The following is a 17,640-nucleotide window of genomic DNA, read 5'->3' on the forward strand; positions in this document are numbered from 1 at the left end:
TTTTTGTTTTTTATTCTGCAAAGAAATCGTAATCCATGTCATCCCGTGGTGGCTGCAGGTAGTAGCCCTGCACAAAGTTGACTCCAGCTTTCCACAGCGTTGCCATCGATTTGGTATTCTCAACCAGAGGGGCTATTGTGCGCTTCTCCATAGAGCGGAGCTTTTCAACTAGCGCAAAGAGCTCTTCATCCTGCAGCTCATTTTGTCCAAGCTCCTGAATATACGCTCCGTCAAGTTTGACATAATCGGTGTTAACCTGATTGAGGATCTCATCGGAATTGAGTGAGCTGCCAAAGTGTTTGATACATACACGGCAGTGCATCTTATGTAGCGTCTCAGTAAACAGTTTTGCCTGATCAGGGGAGATGGCTACATCCGACTCGCTGATCTGGAAGATCAGCCGTTCTGCAGGAATATCATTTTTACGCAGAACCTTTGCAAGCCAGTTGAGCAGCTCCATATCGCCAAGTGCACGGGTGGAGATATTGATAAACAGTATGTTTTTATGCTCTTTATCCAGTGTCGGCTTGAGTTTGCGTAAGCTGCTTTCTACGACCCAACGGTCCATTTTCAGTGCCGTATCGTGATCACCGGCCGCCGTCATGAACTCATTAGGCGTCAGGTCCTGATCATTATTTGAGAGGCGAAGCAGCACCTCATAGTGATGTTCTACGGTATTATCGGCCAGCAGATTCACCACCGGCTGGAACAGTAGTTTGAAATCGTTCTCTTCGATTGCTTGCCTGATCTGGGAAAGCTCGCTGTTTTCGCTTTCACTGAGGTTCGCTTGTGATATATGACGTTGTACGCCGTTTCCTTGTGGCGTGGTCTCTCTGAACATCGATATAGCGCCGTGAGCACGATTTAAAAGTTCTGCGGGTGGTGGTGTTGTATCGTTGATGATGGTCAAACCGATGGTGCAGGTTGATTGTATTTCAACACCCGAAACGGTTGCTCTGATCTTAGAGATACGGTGACAAAGTGTGTCCGCAAAACTATTGGCTGTTTCTATATTGCTGTCCTGGAAAATAATAACAAATGATTTCTCATCAATGTGTGTCAGCAGGTGAGCAGAGTTTGTGCTTTTGCTCAGAGCTGTGGAGACTTCCCTGATGAGCTGATCGGCACCGTCGTGGCCCATGCGGGATTTAATCTGATCGTAGCGGTCCAGCTCTATATAGATGAGATTGCAGTCGTTACCGCCTCGTAGTGCTCTCTGCGTAATCTGCTCGAGTTTTTTATCCAAATGGTCTCTGTTATAGAGGCCGGAAACCAGGTCTAGATCCTCGCTAAGCAGGAGGTTCTGAACTGTTTGCTCTGTTCTGAGCAGGGCGCGTATAGCAGGATGGCCGCTTAGCTGTGTGTGTGACAATTCAATGTTTACCGTGAACTGAGATTGATCTGAGCGTTCTGCGTTGAGCTGTAAAATGGCCTCGCCACTGCTATCTGTTTTGAGCTCATTGAATTGCTCAGTGAACTCACTGCGATCCTCTTCAGTAAAGAAATCTGAGAGGGGTCTGTTGATAACTTTTTCTTTCTGGCTATATCCAAACTGGGTTAGAAAACTGTCATTAATGAAGGTTATTTTGCCATCAGACAGGCAGGCAATAGCGTTCTTGCTGCTCTCCATTAACTGAAGGGTATGTTTTTCAGCCTCGGCCAGAGCAGCTTCAGCTTTACGTAAGCTGCGGCGTGTGGTCAGGTTATCGAGCTCACGCCTGATATTGATGATCACCAGCTCTTTCTCATCCAGTGGGACCACAGCCTGAAAATGGTTTTTCAGCCCCTGCAATAGAAGCTGGCTATCTGAGCTGGGAATAATCTGAATGATCGGAATGTCTTTATCCAGACGTTTAAGGTGGCTGACAGCCTGTTTAGACGTGAACTCGGTTCTGTCTACTGTGCATAAAATGAGATCCCAGGAGCGTTCACTTAAAGCCTCTAAGAACTCCTTTTCCGTATGCACTTGTTTGCCTCTGGGGGAGATGCGAGAGGTTCTGAGCAGTGTGATTAAGGGAGCAGTTTCCTCTGCTGAAAGGCCCAGGAAAAGGAGTTGAATATTTTTCCTCATCCGCGGCTGACGTGGCAGATGCCTGCTACGTGTATCAATAACTGTCTTTCCATCTATATCTAATACCTGAGACATGCGTAACCGGCTCCTGATGTCACATTCCCTGAAATTCAGAAATGGACTTCCAAGCTATCCGCTTTGAAAGGCCAATGGAAATTCTATCTGGTTTGGCAGTCTGTGTCAGTGCTACAGAATTAGTGTTTAGATTAAATAGTATAGAAGAATTAGGAGGTATTGCTTTGTATCAAGAGTTGGCTGGGGTAGGAGGATTCGAACCTCCGCATGCTGGAATCAGAATCCAGTGCCTTACCGCTTGGCGATACCCCAACAGAATGAGAAAGTTACGAGAGTAGTAACTTGTAATAAGCATGGTGGCAATAGCGGGACTCGAACCTGCGACCCTCGCATTATGAATGCGATGCTCTAACCAACTGAGCTATATTGCCACTCAGATTAACTCAAGGAGAGCTAATGCTTATTGTGGCTGGGGTAGGAGGATTCGAACCTCCGCATGACGAGATCAAAACCCGTTGCCTTACCGCTTGGCGATACCCCAGCAGAGTCTAAAACATGGTGGCAATAGCGGGACTCGAACCTGCGACCCTCGCATTATGAATGCGATGCTCTAACCAACTGAGCTATATTGCCTTGCTTTAGAGGCGCGCATTATTCTCTTTTTATGCTTGCCTGTCAATAGCTTGAATGATGAAAACCGAGGAAATTATGCATAAAAAAAACCGGTCATAATGACCGGTTGTTTTATATACAGTTTGGCGCTTACACGTTGAAGCGGAAGTGGACAACATCGCCATCTTTAACGATGTAATCTTTACCTTCCAGGCGCCAACGGCCGGCATCTTTTGCCCCGTTTTCGCCATCATGTTCAACAAAATCGTCATAGCTGACAACTTCGGCGCGGATAAATCCTTTTTCAAAGTCTGTATGAATCACACCGGCAGCTTGTGGAGCAGTTGCTCCTACTTTAACAGTCCAGGCGCGAACCTCTTTGACGCCAGCTGTAAAATAGGTCTGTAGACCCAGTAAGTCATATCCGGCGCGAATAACGCGATCCAGCCCCGGTTCTTCCATGCCCAGATCTGTAAGAAACTCATCTCGTTCCTCATCATCGAGTTCAGAGATCTCTGCTTCGAGCTTATTGCAGACCACTACTACGCCAGCGTTTTCTGACTCGGCGAGCGTGCGTACAATATCAAGATGAGGATTGTCTTCAAAACCATCTTCATCAACGTTAGCGATATACATGGTTGGTTTCACGGTCAGAAGATGAAAAGCTTTAACGACGGCCATCTCATCAGCATCCAGGTTGAGGGCGCGCACCGGTTTCCCCTCTTCAAGATGAGGGATCAGGCGCTCTAACATCGCTTTTTGCGCTACGGCTTCTTTATCGCCACCTTTAGCCAGCTTCTGAATACGCTGTAGTTGTTTCTCAGCAGAATCCAGATCTGCCAGAGCCAGCTCCAGGTTGATTGTTTCGATATCTGAAAGAGGGTCGATCTTATTCGCTACATGGATCACATTGTCATCTTCAAAGCAGCGAACAACATGTGCAATCGCATCGGTTTCACGAATATTGGCTAGGAATTTATTACCCAGGCCTTCTCCTTTGGAGGCGCCTGCAACTAAGCCTGCAATATCAACAAACTCCATCGCCGTTGGTACTACGCGCTCCGGGCTGACAATAGCGGCGAGTTTATCCAGGCGTGGGTCGGGCATTGCTACCGTGCCAGCGTTGGGTTCAATGGTACAGAAAGGAAAGTTTTCTGCCGCAATACCGTTCTTTGTCAGTGCGTTGAAAAGGGTAGACTTACCTACGTTGGGCAGCCCGACAATACCGCATTTAAAACCCATGATTGATTCCTGTATTTGAGCTAACTGGCTGAAAAGCTGTGCAACTGGTTCATCGCCTTGTTCCAGTCACCGGATATGGCCAGTTCCAGATAGCGTTCTGCTTCATCAATTGCAGCGTTTGTTGAATCGCGCTCTTTGGCTGGTGCTTTGTTAAGCACGAAACCGCTTACCTGGCTGCTGTGGCCGGGATGGCCGATGCCTAAACGTAAACGGTAGAAATTTTTGTTGTTACCTAGTTTGCTGATGATGTCGCGCAAACCATTATGTCCACCATGACCGCCGCCGAGTTTAAAGCGTGCAACGCCGGGGGGGAGGTCTAGCTCATCATGAGCGACCAGAATCTCTTCAGGTGGTATCTTGTAAAAGTTTGCCAGAGCTGCAACAGCCTGACCACTCAGATTCATAAAGGTGGTTGGTACCAAGAGGTGAACCGTCTGACCGTTGATCTGAGCTTTGGAGTAGAGCCCGTGATATTTCTTTTCGGGCTTAAGGGGGGCGAGATGTCGAGCAGCAAGCTGCTCGACAAACTCTGCACCCGCATTGTGACGGGTTTGCGCATACTTATCGCCTGGATTTCCCAGGCCAACGATGAGCTGGATTCTGTCTTTCATGCGGGTGTAATGTATCGATTAATTATTTGCTGCCGCGAGGCGCGTATACGTAACCGATACCCTGATCGTGGTCACCACCACGGCGTAGAGAAACAATCTCAACACCTTCAGGTAGAGTGATGTCAGACAGGTGAAGTACCTGATCAGAGCTACACTCAACCAGATCAACAACCAGTGTTTCAGGCAGATTTGCTGGTAGGCACATAACTTCAACTGTGTTCTTCTCAGCGGCAAACTTGCAAGCAGCTTTGGACGCTGGAGATTTTTCAAAGTTAGCAAATACAACAGGAACAGTGATCTTGATCTTGTTGGATTTAGTTACGCGCTGGAAGTCAGCGTGCAGTACAACTGGTTTAGCTGGATGACGCTGCAGGTCTTTGATAATAACCTGCTCTTCTTTTCCGTCCAGTGACAGAGTCAGGATAGAGGAGAAGAAAGAATCATCTTCGATCATTTTAACCAGTTCGTTGTTCGCGATAGAGATTGATGCTGGCTTCTTACGCTTGTCACCACCAAAAACAATACCTGGAACCAGGCCTTCACGACGCAGGCGGCGGCTCGCACCTTTCCCTTCATCGTTACGTGCTACTGCATTAACTACAAAATTAGACATTTTTTAATACCTTTAAATAAACAAACTGCAAAACCTTGCGACCAGGTTTTGCAGATTTTGGCCCTGATGGGCAGTTTGCTCCCGCTGCTAGAGTGGGAGTGTGTATACCGGCGCGTTGATCCTAGCGGAACATCGCGCTGATAGATTCTTCATTGCAGACACGGCGAACGGCTTCAGCAAGCAGAGGTGCCAGTGTCAGCTGTCGGATCTTGCTGCACTGGGAAGCAGGTTCAGACAGTGGAATCGTATCTGTAACGACAAATTCGTCCAGATCAGAGTTAGTAATATTGCTTACAGCGGGTCCGGACAGAACTGCGTGAGTGGCATAAGCGACGACGCGTGCGGCTCCGTTATCTTTAAGTGCTTTCGCTGCTTTGCACAGGGTGCCGGCAGTATCACACATATCATCAACCAGAACGCAGGTGCGGCCTTCAACATCACCGATGATGTTCATCACCTGAGATTCGTTAGCGCGTTCGCGACGTTTGTCGATGATCGCCAGATCGCAGTCCAGTTGTTTGGCAACTGCGCGAGCGCGAACAACACCACCAACATCGGGTGATACAACAAGAATATCTTCGTATTCCTGATCAACGATATCGTCCAGAAGAACTGGAGAACCGTAAACGTTATCTACAGGGACACTGAAGAAGCCCTGAATCTGGTCAGCATGCAGATCAACAGTGAGTACGCGGTCGATACCGATCGCATCCATCATATCTGCAACAACTTTTGCGGTAATAGGCACACGCGCTGAACGTGGTCGACGATCCTGTCGAGCGTAACCGAAGTAAGGTACCACTGCGGTAATACGTGATGCAGATGCGCGACGGAGCGCATCGGCCAGTACAATCAGTTCCATTAGATTGTCGTTAGTTGGCGCGCAGGTAGACTGAATAATGAAAACATCCTTACCACGGACATTCTCCTGAATCTCAACGCTTACTTCGCCATCACTAAAACGACCAACATTCGCTTTACCCATCGGAATATCAAGGCGATCAACTACTTTTCGCGCAAGTTCCGGGTTAGCGTTGCCGGTGAAGACCATCATCTTGGACACGGCGTGCACCTTTTCGATTTTAATTTGTTCGGAATCTATAGATCGGGAACCGTTCATAGGCATTTGGCTGGGGTAGGAGGATTCGAACCTCCGCATACTGGAATCAGAATCCAGTGCCTTACCGCTTGGCGATACCCCAACATTTCCTCTTGGAGGCCCGGCCTCCCGTTGAAAGAGGCGCAGATTATCTAGGATTGACTGTATAAAGTCAAACAGGAGAGAGCGGGATTCGGTGGAGGCTCAACGCCGTATCCAGGTGCTGATTATCAGAGTGATTTTCAGCTCTTTCCGTGTCATCCGGATTTTGCGGGGTAGCGATGGATTGAGACTGTTGTAGGCCAGGTATTCTATCGCCCAGCCACTCTGTTGGAGTGTTCTGAGTTGTTGGTTTTCCAGGTGGTGTTGATAGGCCTTAGTGGGTGCCGGCAAGCCGCGAATCCACCAGTAAATATCACTGATAGGAAGGTGCCACCCAAGCTGTTCATCTAAGATCGATTCAGGGCTGGATCCTTCAAAGATCCCTTCGTCTGCAATCTCTACAATCACGCTGCCTGGTCTGCCCGCAATGGAGGCACCACCCTGCCCCCAGGGACCGCGGATGGCAATCTGGTAATCCTGCTCCTGCTGGATCCACGACAAGCTTGCTGACTGAGCATCGTCTGCGGTGCGAATGCCTATCTTTCCATCGAGTTCCCACGAGGTGATGGTGCTAACGCGTTGCTGATGTTCCTCCCAACTGACAGGAGGGTGTTCAATTGGTACGGTGGAAGTGGGCTTTAAACTACATCCGCCAAGGTAGATCGCAAATGTAATGAGGAGTAGGTGTCTTAACATCGGATTATTCTGATTCCAGGAATTGAGCTGCTTCTTCAAGGAATGGACTGTCAGGGCTGGTTTCGAGGCTGCGTTTCAGAAGACCGCGCGCGCGTTCTTTCTGATCGGTTGCCCAATAGACCTGGATCAGATGGCTTGATACTTCTGGATCAGCATAAAGATTGTGAGCTTTTTCCAGATAAGGTAGCGCTTCCTGAGCACGCCCCATCTTAAAGAGCACCCAGCCCATGGAGTCGAGAATCGCGGGGTCTTCGGGTTCCTGGTTCAGCGCAGCCTGAATCAGCTCATAAGCTTCAGAGTAGCGTTCAGTATGAAGTAGCAGTGTATATCCAAGGGCGTTCTGCACCGTCGCGTTTTCGGGTTCGAGTTGTAAAATGCGCTGCAGATCCCGTTCGGCCTGCGGAAAATCAGTTGATTCAACCAGCATGGCGCGGGTGTATAACAGAGTTGTGTTATCGGTGTATTGCTCTAATGCTTCCTCTAACAGAGAGTGTGCTTCTTCCCGGTAATCATGTAGATCCAGCCATTCTGCTTCGAGCGTAAAGATATTGGGTGCTTGCTTTGGAAGTTCGCTGCGGGCTTCTGCAAGTATAAGGTGTACCTGCTCCTTATCTTCAGGGGCTTTGAGCAATCCTGCTGCACGGGAAAGTGCTTGTAAAATATTGGAGCCGTTTCTAACCGCTGTATAGTGTTCAAGTGCGAGTGCTTTTTCGCCCTCTGCCTGTGCGATATGGCCCAGATAAAAGTGTGGTGAGCTATCTTGAGGTTTGAGTTCAAGCAGGCGCCGGAATGCTGTTTTGGCACTTTCGGGTGCTTCATTCTCAAGGAGTAACAGGGCCAGATAGTAGGTTAGCTGGTGATCTTTAATATTCTTCTGCAGCAGCGTTTCGGCCTGCATAACCCCCTTTTTTGATTGTTCGGCTTGAAAAAGCAGTTGGGTATAGAGGATATGAAGCTGTCTGTTTTCAGGTTGTTGCTCGAAGGCAGTTTGGATGAGATCGAGCGCACCATTGATATCATTGTCAGAACGCAGTAACTCAGCTTTCTGTATGAGCGCTTCCGGGTTATTCGGTTCAATGTCGAGGGCGCGATTAAATGCAGACAGGGCAAGCTGTTCTCTTCCGGCGGCTTTGTACAAAAGAGCCAGTGTAAGTTCCAGGTCAGCTCTGGGAGGCTGTTCACTGCCATAGCTCTGCAGCATTTTGATGTATTCAGCTTGGGTGGTTGAATCAATCTGATCGCTCTGGGTGCGGATCAGTGCGAGCGTTCTTAACGCATCGTACTCAAGTGCTTTGCGAACCAACGGCAGGGCTGCGTCATACTGCTTCTTATGAAGAAGTATGTTGGCCTCTATCTGATAAGGTTCGGGGTTGTCGGTTGCTATCTCCCGCCAGAGTTGGGCTGCCAGCAGTGTTTTTTCGCTGTCCCTCAGGTATTGGGCTATCCGGGTGGCTCTCTCCGCGATCAGGGGGTCACGGGTTTTTTCTGTCTGGTGCAGATACTTTTCCAGAGCAATCGGGAACATTCGGCGCTGACCGGCAAGTTCTGCGAGCATTAGGTCATACAGCGATTCCCGGTTGAACTCACCCGGGGTGTAGGTAACGGGCTCCAGCGAAACCGGTTCGCTCCTATTCGGATTGCTCTGGCATCCTTGCAGCAAAGCGACGGTGAAGATAAAAAATGATAGAGATTTTTTCATAGAAAAACGCGTGGTCAGCCCCTGACATCCCTGAATTGGTTCAGGTCACTATAGTTTAATCCGCAACAGCTTGTCAGCTATCATTGGATGTTTTGCCTCTTATTAGGGGCCATTTTTATGCGAGAAGTTCCCCTATTCCTAATATGGAGTTTTAACCTTTGCGCTAAAGCGTTGTATCATAGCGCGCTTATTTATTGCAGTGGCTGACAACATCAGTACTGTAAGCGTCAAGAAAGTATCGGGTTACGGCGGATAGAATGGCTCTACTTGCGTTAGGCATCAATCATAAAACAGCATCAGTTGAAGTGCGTGAGCGTGTTGCGTTTGCGCCCGAACTGCTGTCTGAAGCGATGCAGCAGGCCAGAGAGTTCGCCGATCTAAAAGAGATTGCGATCCTTTCCACCTGCAACCGTACGGAGCTCTACTGTTCAGCCGGAATCGAGGGTTCTCGTGCTCTGCTGGAGTGGCTTGGACATTATCACCGCCTTGATCCTGATGAACTGCAACGCTGCTCCTATGTTTTCTGGGATGAGGAAGCCGCGCGACATATGATGCGTGTGGCCAGTGGTCTTGATTCCCTGGTACTGGGGGAGCCTCAGATACTGGGGCAGTTGAAATCTTCCTTTAGCTTATCTCAGGAGCAGGGGCATGTAGGGGCTGAGTTGGGACGCTTGTTCCAACAAACGTTTTCAGTAGCAAAACAGGTGCGAACTGATACTGCCATTGGTGAAAACCCAGTGTCGGTGGCATATGCCGCAGTGAGTCTGGCTCAGCATATCTTTGCAGATCTCAATAGTAGTAAAGCGCTGTTGATCGGTGCGGGTGAGACCATTGAACTGGTTGCTCGTCATCTTAACAATGCCGGTGTAAAAGAGATAACTGTCGCGAACAGGACTTTGAGTCGCGCGCTGGCATTGGCCGATGAATTCAGTGGGAATGCCATATTGTTAGGGGATATTCCTGATGCATTGGCTGAAGCTGATATTGTCATCGCATCAACCGCGAGCCAGCTCCCTATTCTCGGTAAAGGCGCGGTAGAAACTGCTTTGAAGAAGCGTAAGCACCGCCCCATTTTTATGGTGGATATCGCCGTGCCTCGCGATATTGAAGAGCAGGTTGCTGAGCTGGATGATGTCTACCTTTATACCGTAGATGACCTCAAAGAGGTGATCGAGGAGAATCAGCGTAGTCGTGAAGATGCTGCGCGTCAGGCTGAAGAGATTATTGAGACCGGTGCGCATGAGTTTATGCGCCAGTTACGTTCTCTCGATGCGGTTGATGTACTGACTGCGTTCAGGTCTCAAGCTGAAGCTCTGCGTGATCAGGAGCTGGAAAGGGCGCTGAAACAGTTGAGTAACGGTAAATCTCCTGAAGAAGTGTTGACGATGTTGGCACGAGGTTTGACAAAAAAAATGCTGCACCATCCAACGATTCAGATGCGCAAAGCGAGTGCTGAAGGGCGCACTGATGTGTTGGATGTTGTGCAGGAGCTTCACCAACTGGGTGAGCAACAACAGAACGGTAAATAATGAAAGATTCGATTTTAAGTAAGCTGGAGAAGCTCAGTGACCGCTATGAAGAGTTGGCGGCGTTACTGTCTGATCCAGATGTGATCTCCGATCAAAACAAGTTCCGGGATTATTCAATGGAGTACTCGGAACTGGAGCCCGTGGTACAGGCATTTTCTGCTTATAACCAGGCTCAGGAGGATCTTGAAGAAGCTGAAATGATGATGGCAGATTCTGATCCTGATATGCGTGAGATGGCAAAGGATGAATATCCTCAGGCAAAGGCTCGAATCGAAGCGCTTGAGGCGGATCTGCAGATACTGTTGCTACCAAAAGATCCGAATGATTCGCGAAATGTTTTCCTCGAAGTACGTGCTGGAACGGGCGGAGATGAGGCTGCCATTTTTGCCGGAGATCTTTTCCGGATGTACTCCCGTTATGCCGAAATGCAGGGTTGGCGGGTTGAAGTGGTCAGCGCTAATGAGGGTGAGCATGGTGGTTACAAAGAGATTATCTCTCGTATTGTAGGTACTAATGTTTATTCTCAGTTGAAATTTGAGTCAGGTGCCCATCGCGTACAGCGGGTACCGGAAACTGAGTCTCAGGGGCGAATCCATACCTCCGCGTGTACCGTTGCAATTATGGCTGAGATGGATGAATCGGCTGAGATTGAGATCAATAAGGCGGATCTGCGAGTTGATACCTTTCGTGCGTCAGGTGCGGGTGGACAACACGTCAATAAAACCGATTCTGCGATTCGAATCACCCATCTCCCGACGGGGGTTGTGGTCGAATGTCAGGAGGAGCGTTCTCAGCATAAGAACCGTGCCAAAGCGATGTCACTTCTGGCCTCCAGGTTGCAGGCTGCTGAGCAGGAGCGGCATGAGGCGGAGATGGCCAGTACCCGCAAGAGTCTGGTCGGTAGTGGTGATCGTTCGGAGCGTATTCGTACCTATAACTATCCACAGGGGCGTGTCACCGATCATCGCATCAACCTGACCCTGTATAAGTTACAGGAGATCATTGCGGGCGAATTGCAATATGTCGTCGAACCGCTAATGAATGAGTATCAGGCTGAACAGCTGGGTGCGCTGTCAGAAGAGAGTTAATGAAAAGGGCCGTATATGGCCCTTTTTCTTTAGATCGGTGGGCTATGCAGATTCGGCAAGTTCTAAAATTAAGTGAGCAGTTACAGCAGGTCAGTGAGTCCCCTGAGCTGGATGTTGAACTGATGCTCTGTCATCTGATTGGAAAACCCAGCAGTTATCTTTTTACCTGGCCTGAGCGTGAGATTGAACAGAAGCAGGTTGAGCAGTTAGAAACGATGGTGAGCCGTCGGAGAGCGGGTGAGCCTGTGGCACATATTCTTGGTTATCGGGGTTTCTGGAGTTTCGATCTCGAAGTATCGCCACACACACTGATACCACGGCCGGATACTGAGATGCTGGTGGAACAGGCGCTAGCTTGTTGTGATAAAAAAGAGGCCAGAGTTGCGGACCTGGGTACCGGGACCGGCGCCATTGCACTGGCGTTGGCAACAGAGCGCAGCTCGTGGCAGATTGTTGCGTCTGATTATGTTGATGAGGCGGTTGCTTTAGCAACGCGAAACTGCAGCAAACTGCAACTGAATAACGTCAGCATTGTTCAGGGGAGTTGGTTTGAACCGCATCGTGGGCAATACGATATGATTGTGAGTAATCCCCCCTATATCGATCCGGATGATCCGCATCTGATACAGGGGGATGTACGCTTTGAGCCTCTCTCAGCGTTAACCTCAGATAAGCAGGGGATGGCAGATATTGAGCTGATCGCTGAGCAGGCGCGGGATTACCTTAAGCCGGATGGATATCTTCTGTTTGAGCATGGCTACGATCAGGGTGCAGGTAGCCGGAAGCTGCTTGAGCAGTTAGGTTACATGGATGTAGAAACGTACCGGGACTACGGTCAAAATGAGCGTGTTACCTGTGGGCGATGGCCTGGAGAGGTTACAGCATGAGGAGAGTTCAATGCTGAGTGATGAACAGCTGTTGCGTTACAGTCGGCAGATCATGTTGCCGGATGTGGATATTAACGGTCAGGAGATCTGGCTCAATTCAACGGTCTTGATTATCGGGCTGGGCGGTCTGGGAAGCCCGGTTGCTATGTACCTTGCCGCAGCCGGGGTTGGTGAGCTGGTGCTGGTTGATGATGATGAGGTGGAGTTGTCGAATCTGCAGCGGCAGGTTGCGCATAATACAAAGCGTATCGGTCAGCCCAAGGTTGATTCTGCCCGGAATACCATTGCGCAACTGAACCCCGATACGCGGGTTAAGACCCTGTATGAGCGTCTTGATGATGAGGCGATGCAGAGCTTGATTGCTACTGTAGATCTGGTCGTAGACTGTACCGATAACTTTTCTACCCGTTTTGCGATTAACCGTGCCTGTTTTATGCATAAAAAGCCACTTGTTTCCGGTGCTGCGATTCGCATGGAGGGGCAGGTTGCGGTCTATGATCCGCTTAAGCCAGAGTCACCTTGCTACCAGTGTCTGTATAAAGAGGGAAGTGATGAGAATCTGACCTGTTCGGAATCCGGTGTACTCTCGCCTCTGGTGGGAATTATCGGTTCTGTGCAGGCGATGGAAGCATTAAAGGTACTGGCATCGGTGGGAGAGAGTCTTGCGGGACGTTTGCTGCTTTTGGATGCGAAAACAATGGACTGGCGTACGCTCAAGCTGCGAAAAGACCCGTCTTGCCCGGTGTGTAACAGTCATCAACAGGGAGTTGAGCAATCATGAGTGATGAGCAACAGGTAACAGAGATTCTTGAGAACACACGCACCATCGCGATGGTGGGGGCGAGCAACAAGCCTGAGCGTGCGAGTTATCGAGTGATGGCATTTTTGCAGATGTGTGGTTACGAGGTTATTCCGGTGAACCCTCTGCTGGCAGGCGAAGAGCTTCACGGTCAGACTGTGCTGGCGCAGTTATCTGAGATAGAGGGGCCGATCGATCTTGTGGATATCTTTCGCAACAGTGAGGCGGCTGTTGACGCTGTGGATCAGTCAATAGCTTTGGGTGCGAAGGCGGTCTGGATGCAGTTGGGCGTTATCAACCCTGTGGCCAGACAAAAAGCGCAGGACGCGGGCTTGCAGGTGGTTATGGATCGCTGTCCTAAGATCGATATCCCGGAGTTTGGTATTACGGTCCCTGCATCTGTCAGGGCTAAAGAAACATCTGTCTGATACGCAGATCGTCCCAACATTTGAGTGCATAGCTCAGTGTCTCGTCGGAGTAATCACCGGTTTCTAAGCCTTCGGGCTTAGATGCTCCTGAATTGATAATGAAGTGAATCAGCGCGCGGTTTTCTGTTCTGAGTGCGCAATCTGTTAGCTCATCATCCAGCTTTGCGCCCTGCTGCAGCAGTAAGGAGAGATGGAGCATCAGCTCCTGTTCTCTACAGTGGGAAAAACAGGGCTTCAGTAGGGAGGTCGGATCTGTTTGGCATCCCGCATTATACAGTGCTGTGAGCAGGGGGAGACTGGTCTCTTGAGTTAGCGCTAGCTGTGACAGAGATAGCTGAGGTTGGCTAACGCTCTGGGTGTTCGGGTTGGCGCCATGCTCTAATACCTGTTTCAGGGCCTTGGCTGATTGGGCAAGAATGCAGAGCTCCGCCAGCGCTGGGCTGTTCTCGGCAACAGGCTGATCAATCTGGTCACTGCTGATCTTCTTCAGATGCTTTTGAAGTCTCTCCAAATCATCCGTTTCGATCGCCTTACTGGCCTTGGCCAGTTGGTCACTCTTAAATAGTTTAAGCATGTTTCAAACCCTGCATCAGATCGTTGTAACAGAAACTGCGGTAGCCATTTTACCTCCCCTAATACTGGAAAGATGGTTAAAAATGATGACCTTTTCACGGCTGATTCAGATAACCCCGAGAACGCGCATCAGGTAGATGCCGGCAGAGAGGCTAGCGACAGAACCCAGTGTTGTCATCAGTATGATATTGGCTGCCAGTTCGGCGTTGCCGCCCATCGCTTTGGCCATCACAAAGCTGGCTGCTGCAGTTGGGCAGCCAAATAATACCATCAACATGGTCAGGTCTTGCCCTTTGAAACCATATAACCAGGCGGTGAGTGTCAACACTAATGGGATGATGACTAACTTGCATGCTGATGCCCAGGTCGCCTGAGCTGAAGTGTTGCGCAAACTATCCAGATTTAGTGATCCCCCAATCGCAAGCAGCGCCAGTGGCAGGGTCAGGTTGGCAAAATAGCGGCCTGTTTTTGTCGCTACTTCTGGAAGCTGGAAACCAAAATAGGAGAATGGCAGTGCTAGCAGCACCGCAATGATCAGCGGGTTTTTCAGAACCTCAAGTAACATATTCCCAAAACTGGCGGCACCACTGCGTTGTGCGGGTATGGTCAGCGCGATGATCGAAAGAACATTAAACAGAGGGATTACTAATGCCAGCAGAAGGGATGCTTGCGCTAGGCCAGAATCTGAGAACAGGTTGTAGCTAACCGCCAATCCGATGATGCCGTAGTTGCTGCGAAAGGCGCCCTGAATGAAAACCCCCAGATCTTCTCCTCGGGTTATCCATCGTTTTGCGATCCACCACAGAGTGATAAAGCTCACAATCGTGGCGGCCAGAACAAACCCCAGCTGTTCGGGATTGAATACCGCCTGAAAATCGGTTCTGGAGATCGACATGAACACGAGGGCTGGCAGGGTAATCATAAAGACCAGTCGTGAAGCGGTACCGATAAAGGCTTCATCGATGATACGTAATCGCTTCAGCAGGTAGCCCAGGAAAACGATAAAGAAGATAGGCGCGACAATATTTGCAGTGAAGCTCAGCGATTGCAGGTATAGATCCACGGTTCTAGTCTCAAACAAGGAGGCGTTATTTTAGCATGCTTGGTGAGAGGTAAACCTATTTGGGTGGAAGATGTTTTTTGGGGTAATCAAAGTAGGTCAGAGTTGCACACCCATCGGCTAACTCATGCCATTGGGTAATACTCAGGTGCATATGAGCAACCGCTGCTGTTGGAAATTTTAACGGGATTTCCTGGGTTAGATCAAAGCAGAGCCGTTCCAGTCCGGGGTTGTGCCCGATGATCATAATGTGCCTGATCGACTCCGGCAGGTTCTGTAACAGATATTTGATCGTTTCTGCGCAAGCTTCGTATAGCTCAGGGATCTCCTGCACCTGATCTCCTTTAAGATTAAGGCAAGCGCTTATAGCCTCAGTGGTTTTCATCGCGCGTTTGGCGCTGCTGCTGAAGATCTGGTCAGGGATTATCTCCTGTTCAAGCAGGCGTTGAGCAACCTCGGGTAGGTCACGTTTACCGCGCTTATTCAGGGGGCGATCAAAGTCACTGAGTTCTGGGTATTTCCAGCTGGATTTCGCATGACGGACTAAGGTGAGCTTTTTCATAGATCCACTGTGCCAGATAGGAAGGGTGCTTGTATCAGTATTGGATCATATTGAGAGAAATGCGACCTGATACTTAAAATTTCTTTTAATAAAAAAACCATCCAGCGAGTCTGACGGATAAATTAGGAGTGCAATCGTAGTCGGGTCCATCGACTGCGAGGCATCTGAGAAGAGCAACCGTATTAACTCTATTGATCAGGCGCCAAAGCCCGGGCACATTAACGCCGCACAAGCGAATTTAAGATGGGTTCTGGCGCACAGATCACTGGATGGTAAAAGCAGATATTCCCTTAGCTTGCTGAGGTTACAATCGGTTCCGGTGTGGAACATTGCTCACTGAGCAGTACCTTTTTCATCAATGCCCGCATCTGCTGCATCGGTCTGCTGCCGGGTTGATCCAGTCTCATTGAGTCTGGTCTGAATAAGCGTTCATCCATCGGGGTCAGGTGATCATCGATCAGCGGGGTAAATTCCATCTGATCCAGAATATCTTTTTGCAGGTCGATGCCGGGAGCGATCTCAGTCAGCATCAGTCCCCGATTAGTTAATCTAAATACGGCGCGTTCAGTGATAAACGTGACTCTCTGACGACACTGGAGGGCGTAGCTACCATTAAACGTGATCTGCTGAACTGTGGTTTTGAATTTCTTCAAGGTGCCATTTTGAACGACATCGAGCTTTCCATCCTGAATTTCAAGCTGCTGCTTCCCGGATGTAAAGGTACCAAGGAAGTAGAGGTCCTGGGTGTTTTGAGTGATGTTGATAAAGCCACCAGCGCCTGCAAGCTTACTCCCGAACCGACTGACATTGACGTGCCCCTCAAAGCAGGTTTCAGCCAGACCAAGGAAGGCCTGATCAAGGCCTCCGCCATCGTAAAAGTCAAACTGAGCCGGTTGATCGATAATCGCTTCGGCATTACTGATGGCCCCGAAACTCAGCCCGCTGGCAGGTTGGCCTCCGATGCCACCGGGTTCAACTGTCAGGGTAAACTCCTGCAGTTTGCCCTCCTCGGCTGCAACGGCTGCAATCGATTCAGGCATGCCGATACCCAAGTTCACCACCGCACCTTTCTGTAGCTCCATCAGAGCCCTGCGAGCTATCACTTTACGCGCATCCAGAGGTGCTGGGTTGGGCGTGTCACTGGTTTGAATGATCTCACCGGTATAGGCTGGATTGTATGTCTCGGCAAAGGTTTGTGGGTGGTCACTCTCCTCTGACGCCACAATAAAATGATCAACCAGAATGCCAGGGATACGAACTCTGTCCGGAGTCAGTTGGTGCTGGGTAGTCACTCTTTCAACTTGAACTAAAACTTTGCCGCCACTGTTTTTCACTGCCTGAGCTATCGCCAGGGCGTCCAGTGGTAGCGCTTCTCGCTCCATAGAGATATTGCCTTTGGCGTCAGCCGTGGTTCCCCGCAATAGCGCAATATTGATCGGGAAGTGCTTATAGAGCAGGCACTCTTCTCCCTGAATCTCCAGCAGTTCTACCAGATCATCTTTCGATCGATTATTTATTTTGCCGCCTTCTTGGCGCGGGTCCACAAAGGTATTTAAGCCGACGTGGGTAAGAGTGCCGGGTCGCCCTGCTGCAATATCACGAAACATATGGCAGATAATCCCCTGAGGGAGATTGTAGGCTTCAATCTTATTTTCAAGGGCCAGTTTTCCAAGTTTGGGGGCCAGCCCCCAATGTCCACCGATGACGCGCTTGATCATCCCTTCATGTCCAAAATGATTCAGGCCGCGGTTGTTTGCATCGCCCTGGCCTGCGGCATAGAGCAGGCTGAGGTTGTTGGGGTATCCCTCTTCAAGAAAGCGCTTTTCGATCGCTTTTGCCAGACTTTCAGCAAATCCGATACCGATAAAGCCTCCAGTGACCAGAGTGTCATTGGATTGGATCAGTGTAGCAGCCTGCTCGGCTGTCAGTTGTTTATTCGGGGTCATAGCGCTAC

The 17,640-nt window shown here is 49.6% G+C and carries 16 protein-coding genes and 5 tRNA genes; 5 read left to right on the plus strand and 16 right to left on the minus strand.

What is annotated here, in order from left to right:
* Positions 1-10: 10 nt before the first annotated feature.
* The 12 genes from Q0882_RS14255 to Q0882_RS14310 form a co-directional block, all read right to left on the minus strand.
* Positions 11-2,146: an EAL domain-containing protein gene (locus Q0882_RS14255; RefSeq protein WP_299182992.1), complete on the minus strand. Its 2,136-nt coding sequence runs from the start codon at positions 2,144-2,146 to the stop codon at positions 11-13.
* 177 nt (positions 2,147-2,323) lie between these two features.
* A tRNA-Gln gene (locus Q0882_RS14260) sits at positions 2,324-2,398 on the minus strand.
* Positions 2,399-2,440: 42 nt separating this feature from the next.
* A tRNA-Met gene (locus Q0882_RS14265) sits at positions 2,441-2,517 on the minus strand.
* Positions 2,518-2,552: 35 nt separating this feature from the next.
* Positions 2,553-2,627: transfer RNA gene (locus tag Q0882_RS14270), tRNA-Gln, on the minus strand.
* A gap of 15 nt (positions 2,628-2,642) precedes the next feature.
* A tRNA-Met gene (locus tag Q0882_RS14275) sits at positions 2,643-2,719 on the minus strand.
* 129 nt (positions 2,720-2,848) lie between these two features.
* Positions 2,849-3,940 (minus strand): redox-regulated ATPase YchF, encoded by a 1,092-nt coding sequence (gene ychF / locus Q0882_RS14280; protein WP_299182993.1) that lies wholly within the window; start codon positions 3,938-3,940, stop codon positions 2,849-2,851.
* 20 nt (positions 3,941-3,960) lie between these two features.
* Entirely contained in the window at positions 3,961-4,551 is a 591-nt protein-coding gene (gene pth / locus Q0882_RS14285; protein ID WP_299182994.1) for an aminoacyl-tRNA hydrolase, read from the minus strand.
* 22 nt (positions 4,552-4,573) lie between these two features.
* Positions 4,574-5,164, minus strand: a complete 591-nt coding sequence (locus tag Q0882_RS14290) for a 50S ribosomal protein L25/general stress protein Ctc (protein WP_299182995.1) — start codon at positions 5,162-5,164, stop codon at positions 4,574-4,576.
* 121 nt (positions 5,165-5,285) lie between these two features.
* The gene (locus Q0882_RS14295) at positions 5,286-6,227 is read right to left on the minus strand and encodes a ribose-phosphate pyrophosphokinase (RefSeq protein ID WP_299182996.1); all 942 of its coding nucleotides are present in this window, start codon (positions 6,225-6,227) and stop codon (positions 5,286-5,288) included.
* A gap of 64 nt (positions 6,228-6,291) precedes the next feature.
* A tRNA-Gln gene (locus tag Q0882_RS14300) sits at positions 6,292-6,366 on the minus strand.
* Positions 6,367-6,467: 101 nt separating this feature from the next.
* Positions 6,468-7,061, minus strand: a complete 594-nt coding sequence (lolB, locus tag Q0882_RS14305) for a lipoprotein insertase outer membrane protein LolB (RefSeq protein WP_299182997.1) — start codon at positions 7,059-7,061, stop codon at positions 6,468-6,470.
* Positions 7,062-7,065: 4 nt separating this feature from the next.
* The gene (locus Q0882_RS14310; RefSeq protein WP_299182999.1) at positions 7,066-8,760 is read right to left on the minus strand and encodes a tetratricopeptide repeat protein; all 1,695 of its coding nucleotides are present in this window, start codon (positions 8,758-8,760) and stop codon (positions 7,066-7,068) included.
* A 257-nt stretch (positions 8,761-9,017) separates the two neighbouring features.
* Here Q0882_RS14310 and hemA point away from each other — a divergent pair, with 257 nt between their 5' ends.
* The 5 genes from hemA to Q0882_RS14335 are packed head-to-tail and all read left to right on the plus strand — an operon-like array spanning position 9,018 to position 13,491.
* Entirely contained in the window at positions 9,018-10,289 is a 1,272-nt protein-coding gene (gene hemA / locus Q0882_RS14315; RefSeq protein WP_299183000.1) for a glutamyl-tRNA reductase, read from the plus strand.
* On the plus strand, positions 10,289-11,377 hold the full coding sequence (gene prfA, locus Q0882_RS14320; RefSeq protein ID WP_299183001.1) for a peptide chain release factor 1: 1,089 nt from the start codon (positions 10,289-10,291) through the stop codon (positions 11,375-11,377). Before hemA ends, prfA begins: the two co-directional genes overlap by 1 nt.
* Before the next feature lie 44 nt (positions 11,378-11,421).
* Entirely contained in the window at positions 11,422-12,264 is an 843-nt protein-coding gene (gene prmC / locus Q0882_RS14325) for a peptide chain release factor N(5)-glutamine methyltransferase (RefSeq protein ID WP_299183002.1), read from the plus strand.
* A gap of 10 nt (positions 12,265-12,274) precedes the next feature.
* A complete protein-coding gene (locus Q0882_RS14330) occupies positions 12,275-13,045 on the plus strand; it encodes a molybdopterin-synthase adenylyltransferase MoeB (protein ID WP_299183148.1) in 771 nt (256 codons plus the stop codon).
* On the plus strand, positions 13,042-13,491 hold the full coding sequence (locus Q0882_RS14335) for a CoA-binding protein (RefSeq protein WP_299183003.1): 450 nt from the start codon (positions 13,042-13,044) through the stop codon (positions 13,489-13,491). Before Q0882_RS14330 ends, Q0882_RS14335 begins: the two co-directional genes overlap by 4 nt.
* On the opposite strand, the gene Q0882_RS14340 is transcribed toward Q0882_RS14335, so the two are convergent.
* From Q0882_RS14340 to Q0882_RS14355, 4 genes are all read right to left on the minus strand, one after another.
* Positions 13,472-14,065: a hypothetical protein gene (locus Q0882_RS14340; RefSeq protein ID WP_299183004.1), complete on the minus strand. Its 594-nt coding sequence runs from the start codon at positions 14,063-14,065 to the stop codon at positions 13,472-13,474. The genes Q0882_RS14335 and Q0882_RS14340 overlap by 20 nt on opposite strands.
* A 105-nt stretch (positions 14,066-14,170) precedes the next feature.
* Positions 14,171-15,127 (minus strand): AEC family transporter, encoded by a 957-nt coding sequence (locus tag Q0882_RS14345; RefSeq protein ID WP_299183005.1) that lies wholly within the window; start codon positions 15,125-15,127, stop codon positions 14,171-14,173.
* A 55-nt stretch (positions 15,128-15,182) separates the two neighbouring features.
* Complete coding sequence (locus tag Q0882_RS14350) at positions 15,183-15,686, minus strand: histidine phosphatase family protein (protein WP_299183006.1); 504 nt, start codon at positions 15,684-15,686, stop codon at positions 15,183-15,185.
* A 290-nt stretch (positions 15,687-15,976) separates the two neighbouring features.
* A complete protein-coding gene (locus Q0882_RS14355) occupies positions 15,977-17,632 on the minus strand; it encodes an acyl CoA:acetate/3-ketoacid CoA transferase (protein ID WP_299183007.1) in 1,656 nt (551 codons plus the stop codon).
* Positions 17,633-17,640 lie beyond the last annotated feature (8 nt).

The organism is uncultured Neptuniibacter sp. (genome assembly GCF_947498015.1).
Taxonomy (GTDB): domain Bacteria; phylum Pseudomonadota; class Gammaproteobacteria; order Pseudomonadales; family Balneatricaceae; genus Neptuniibacter.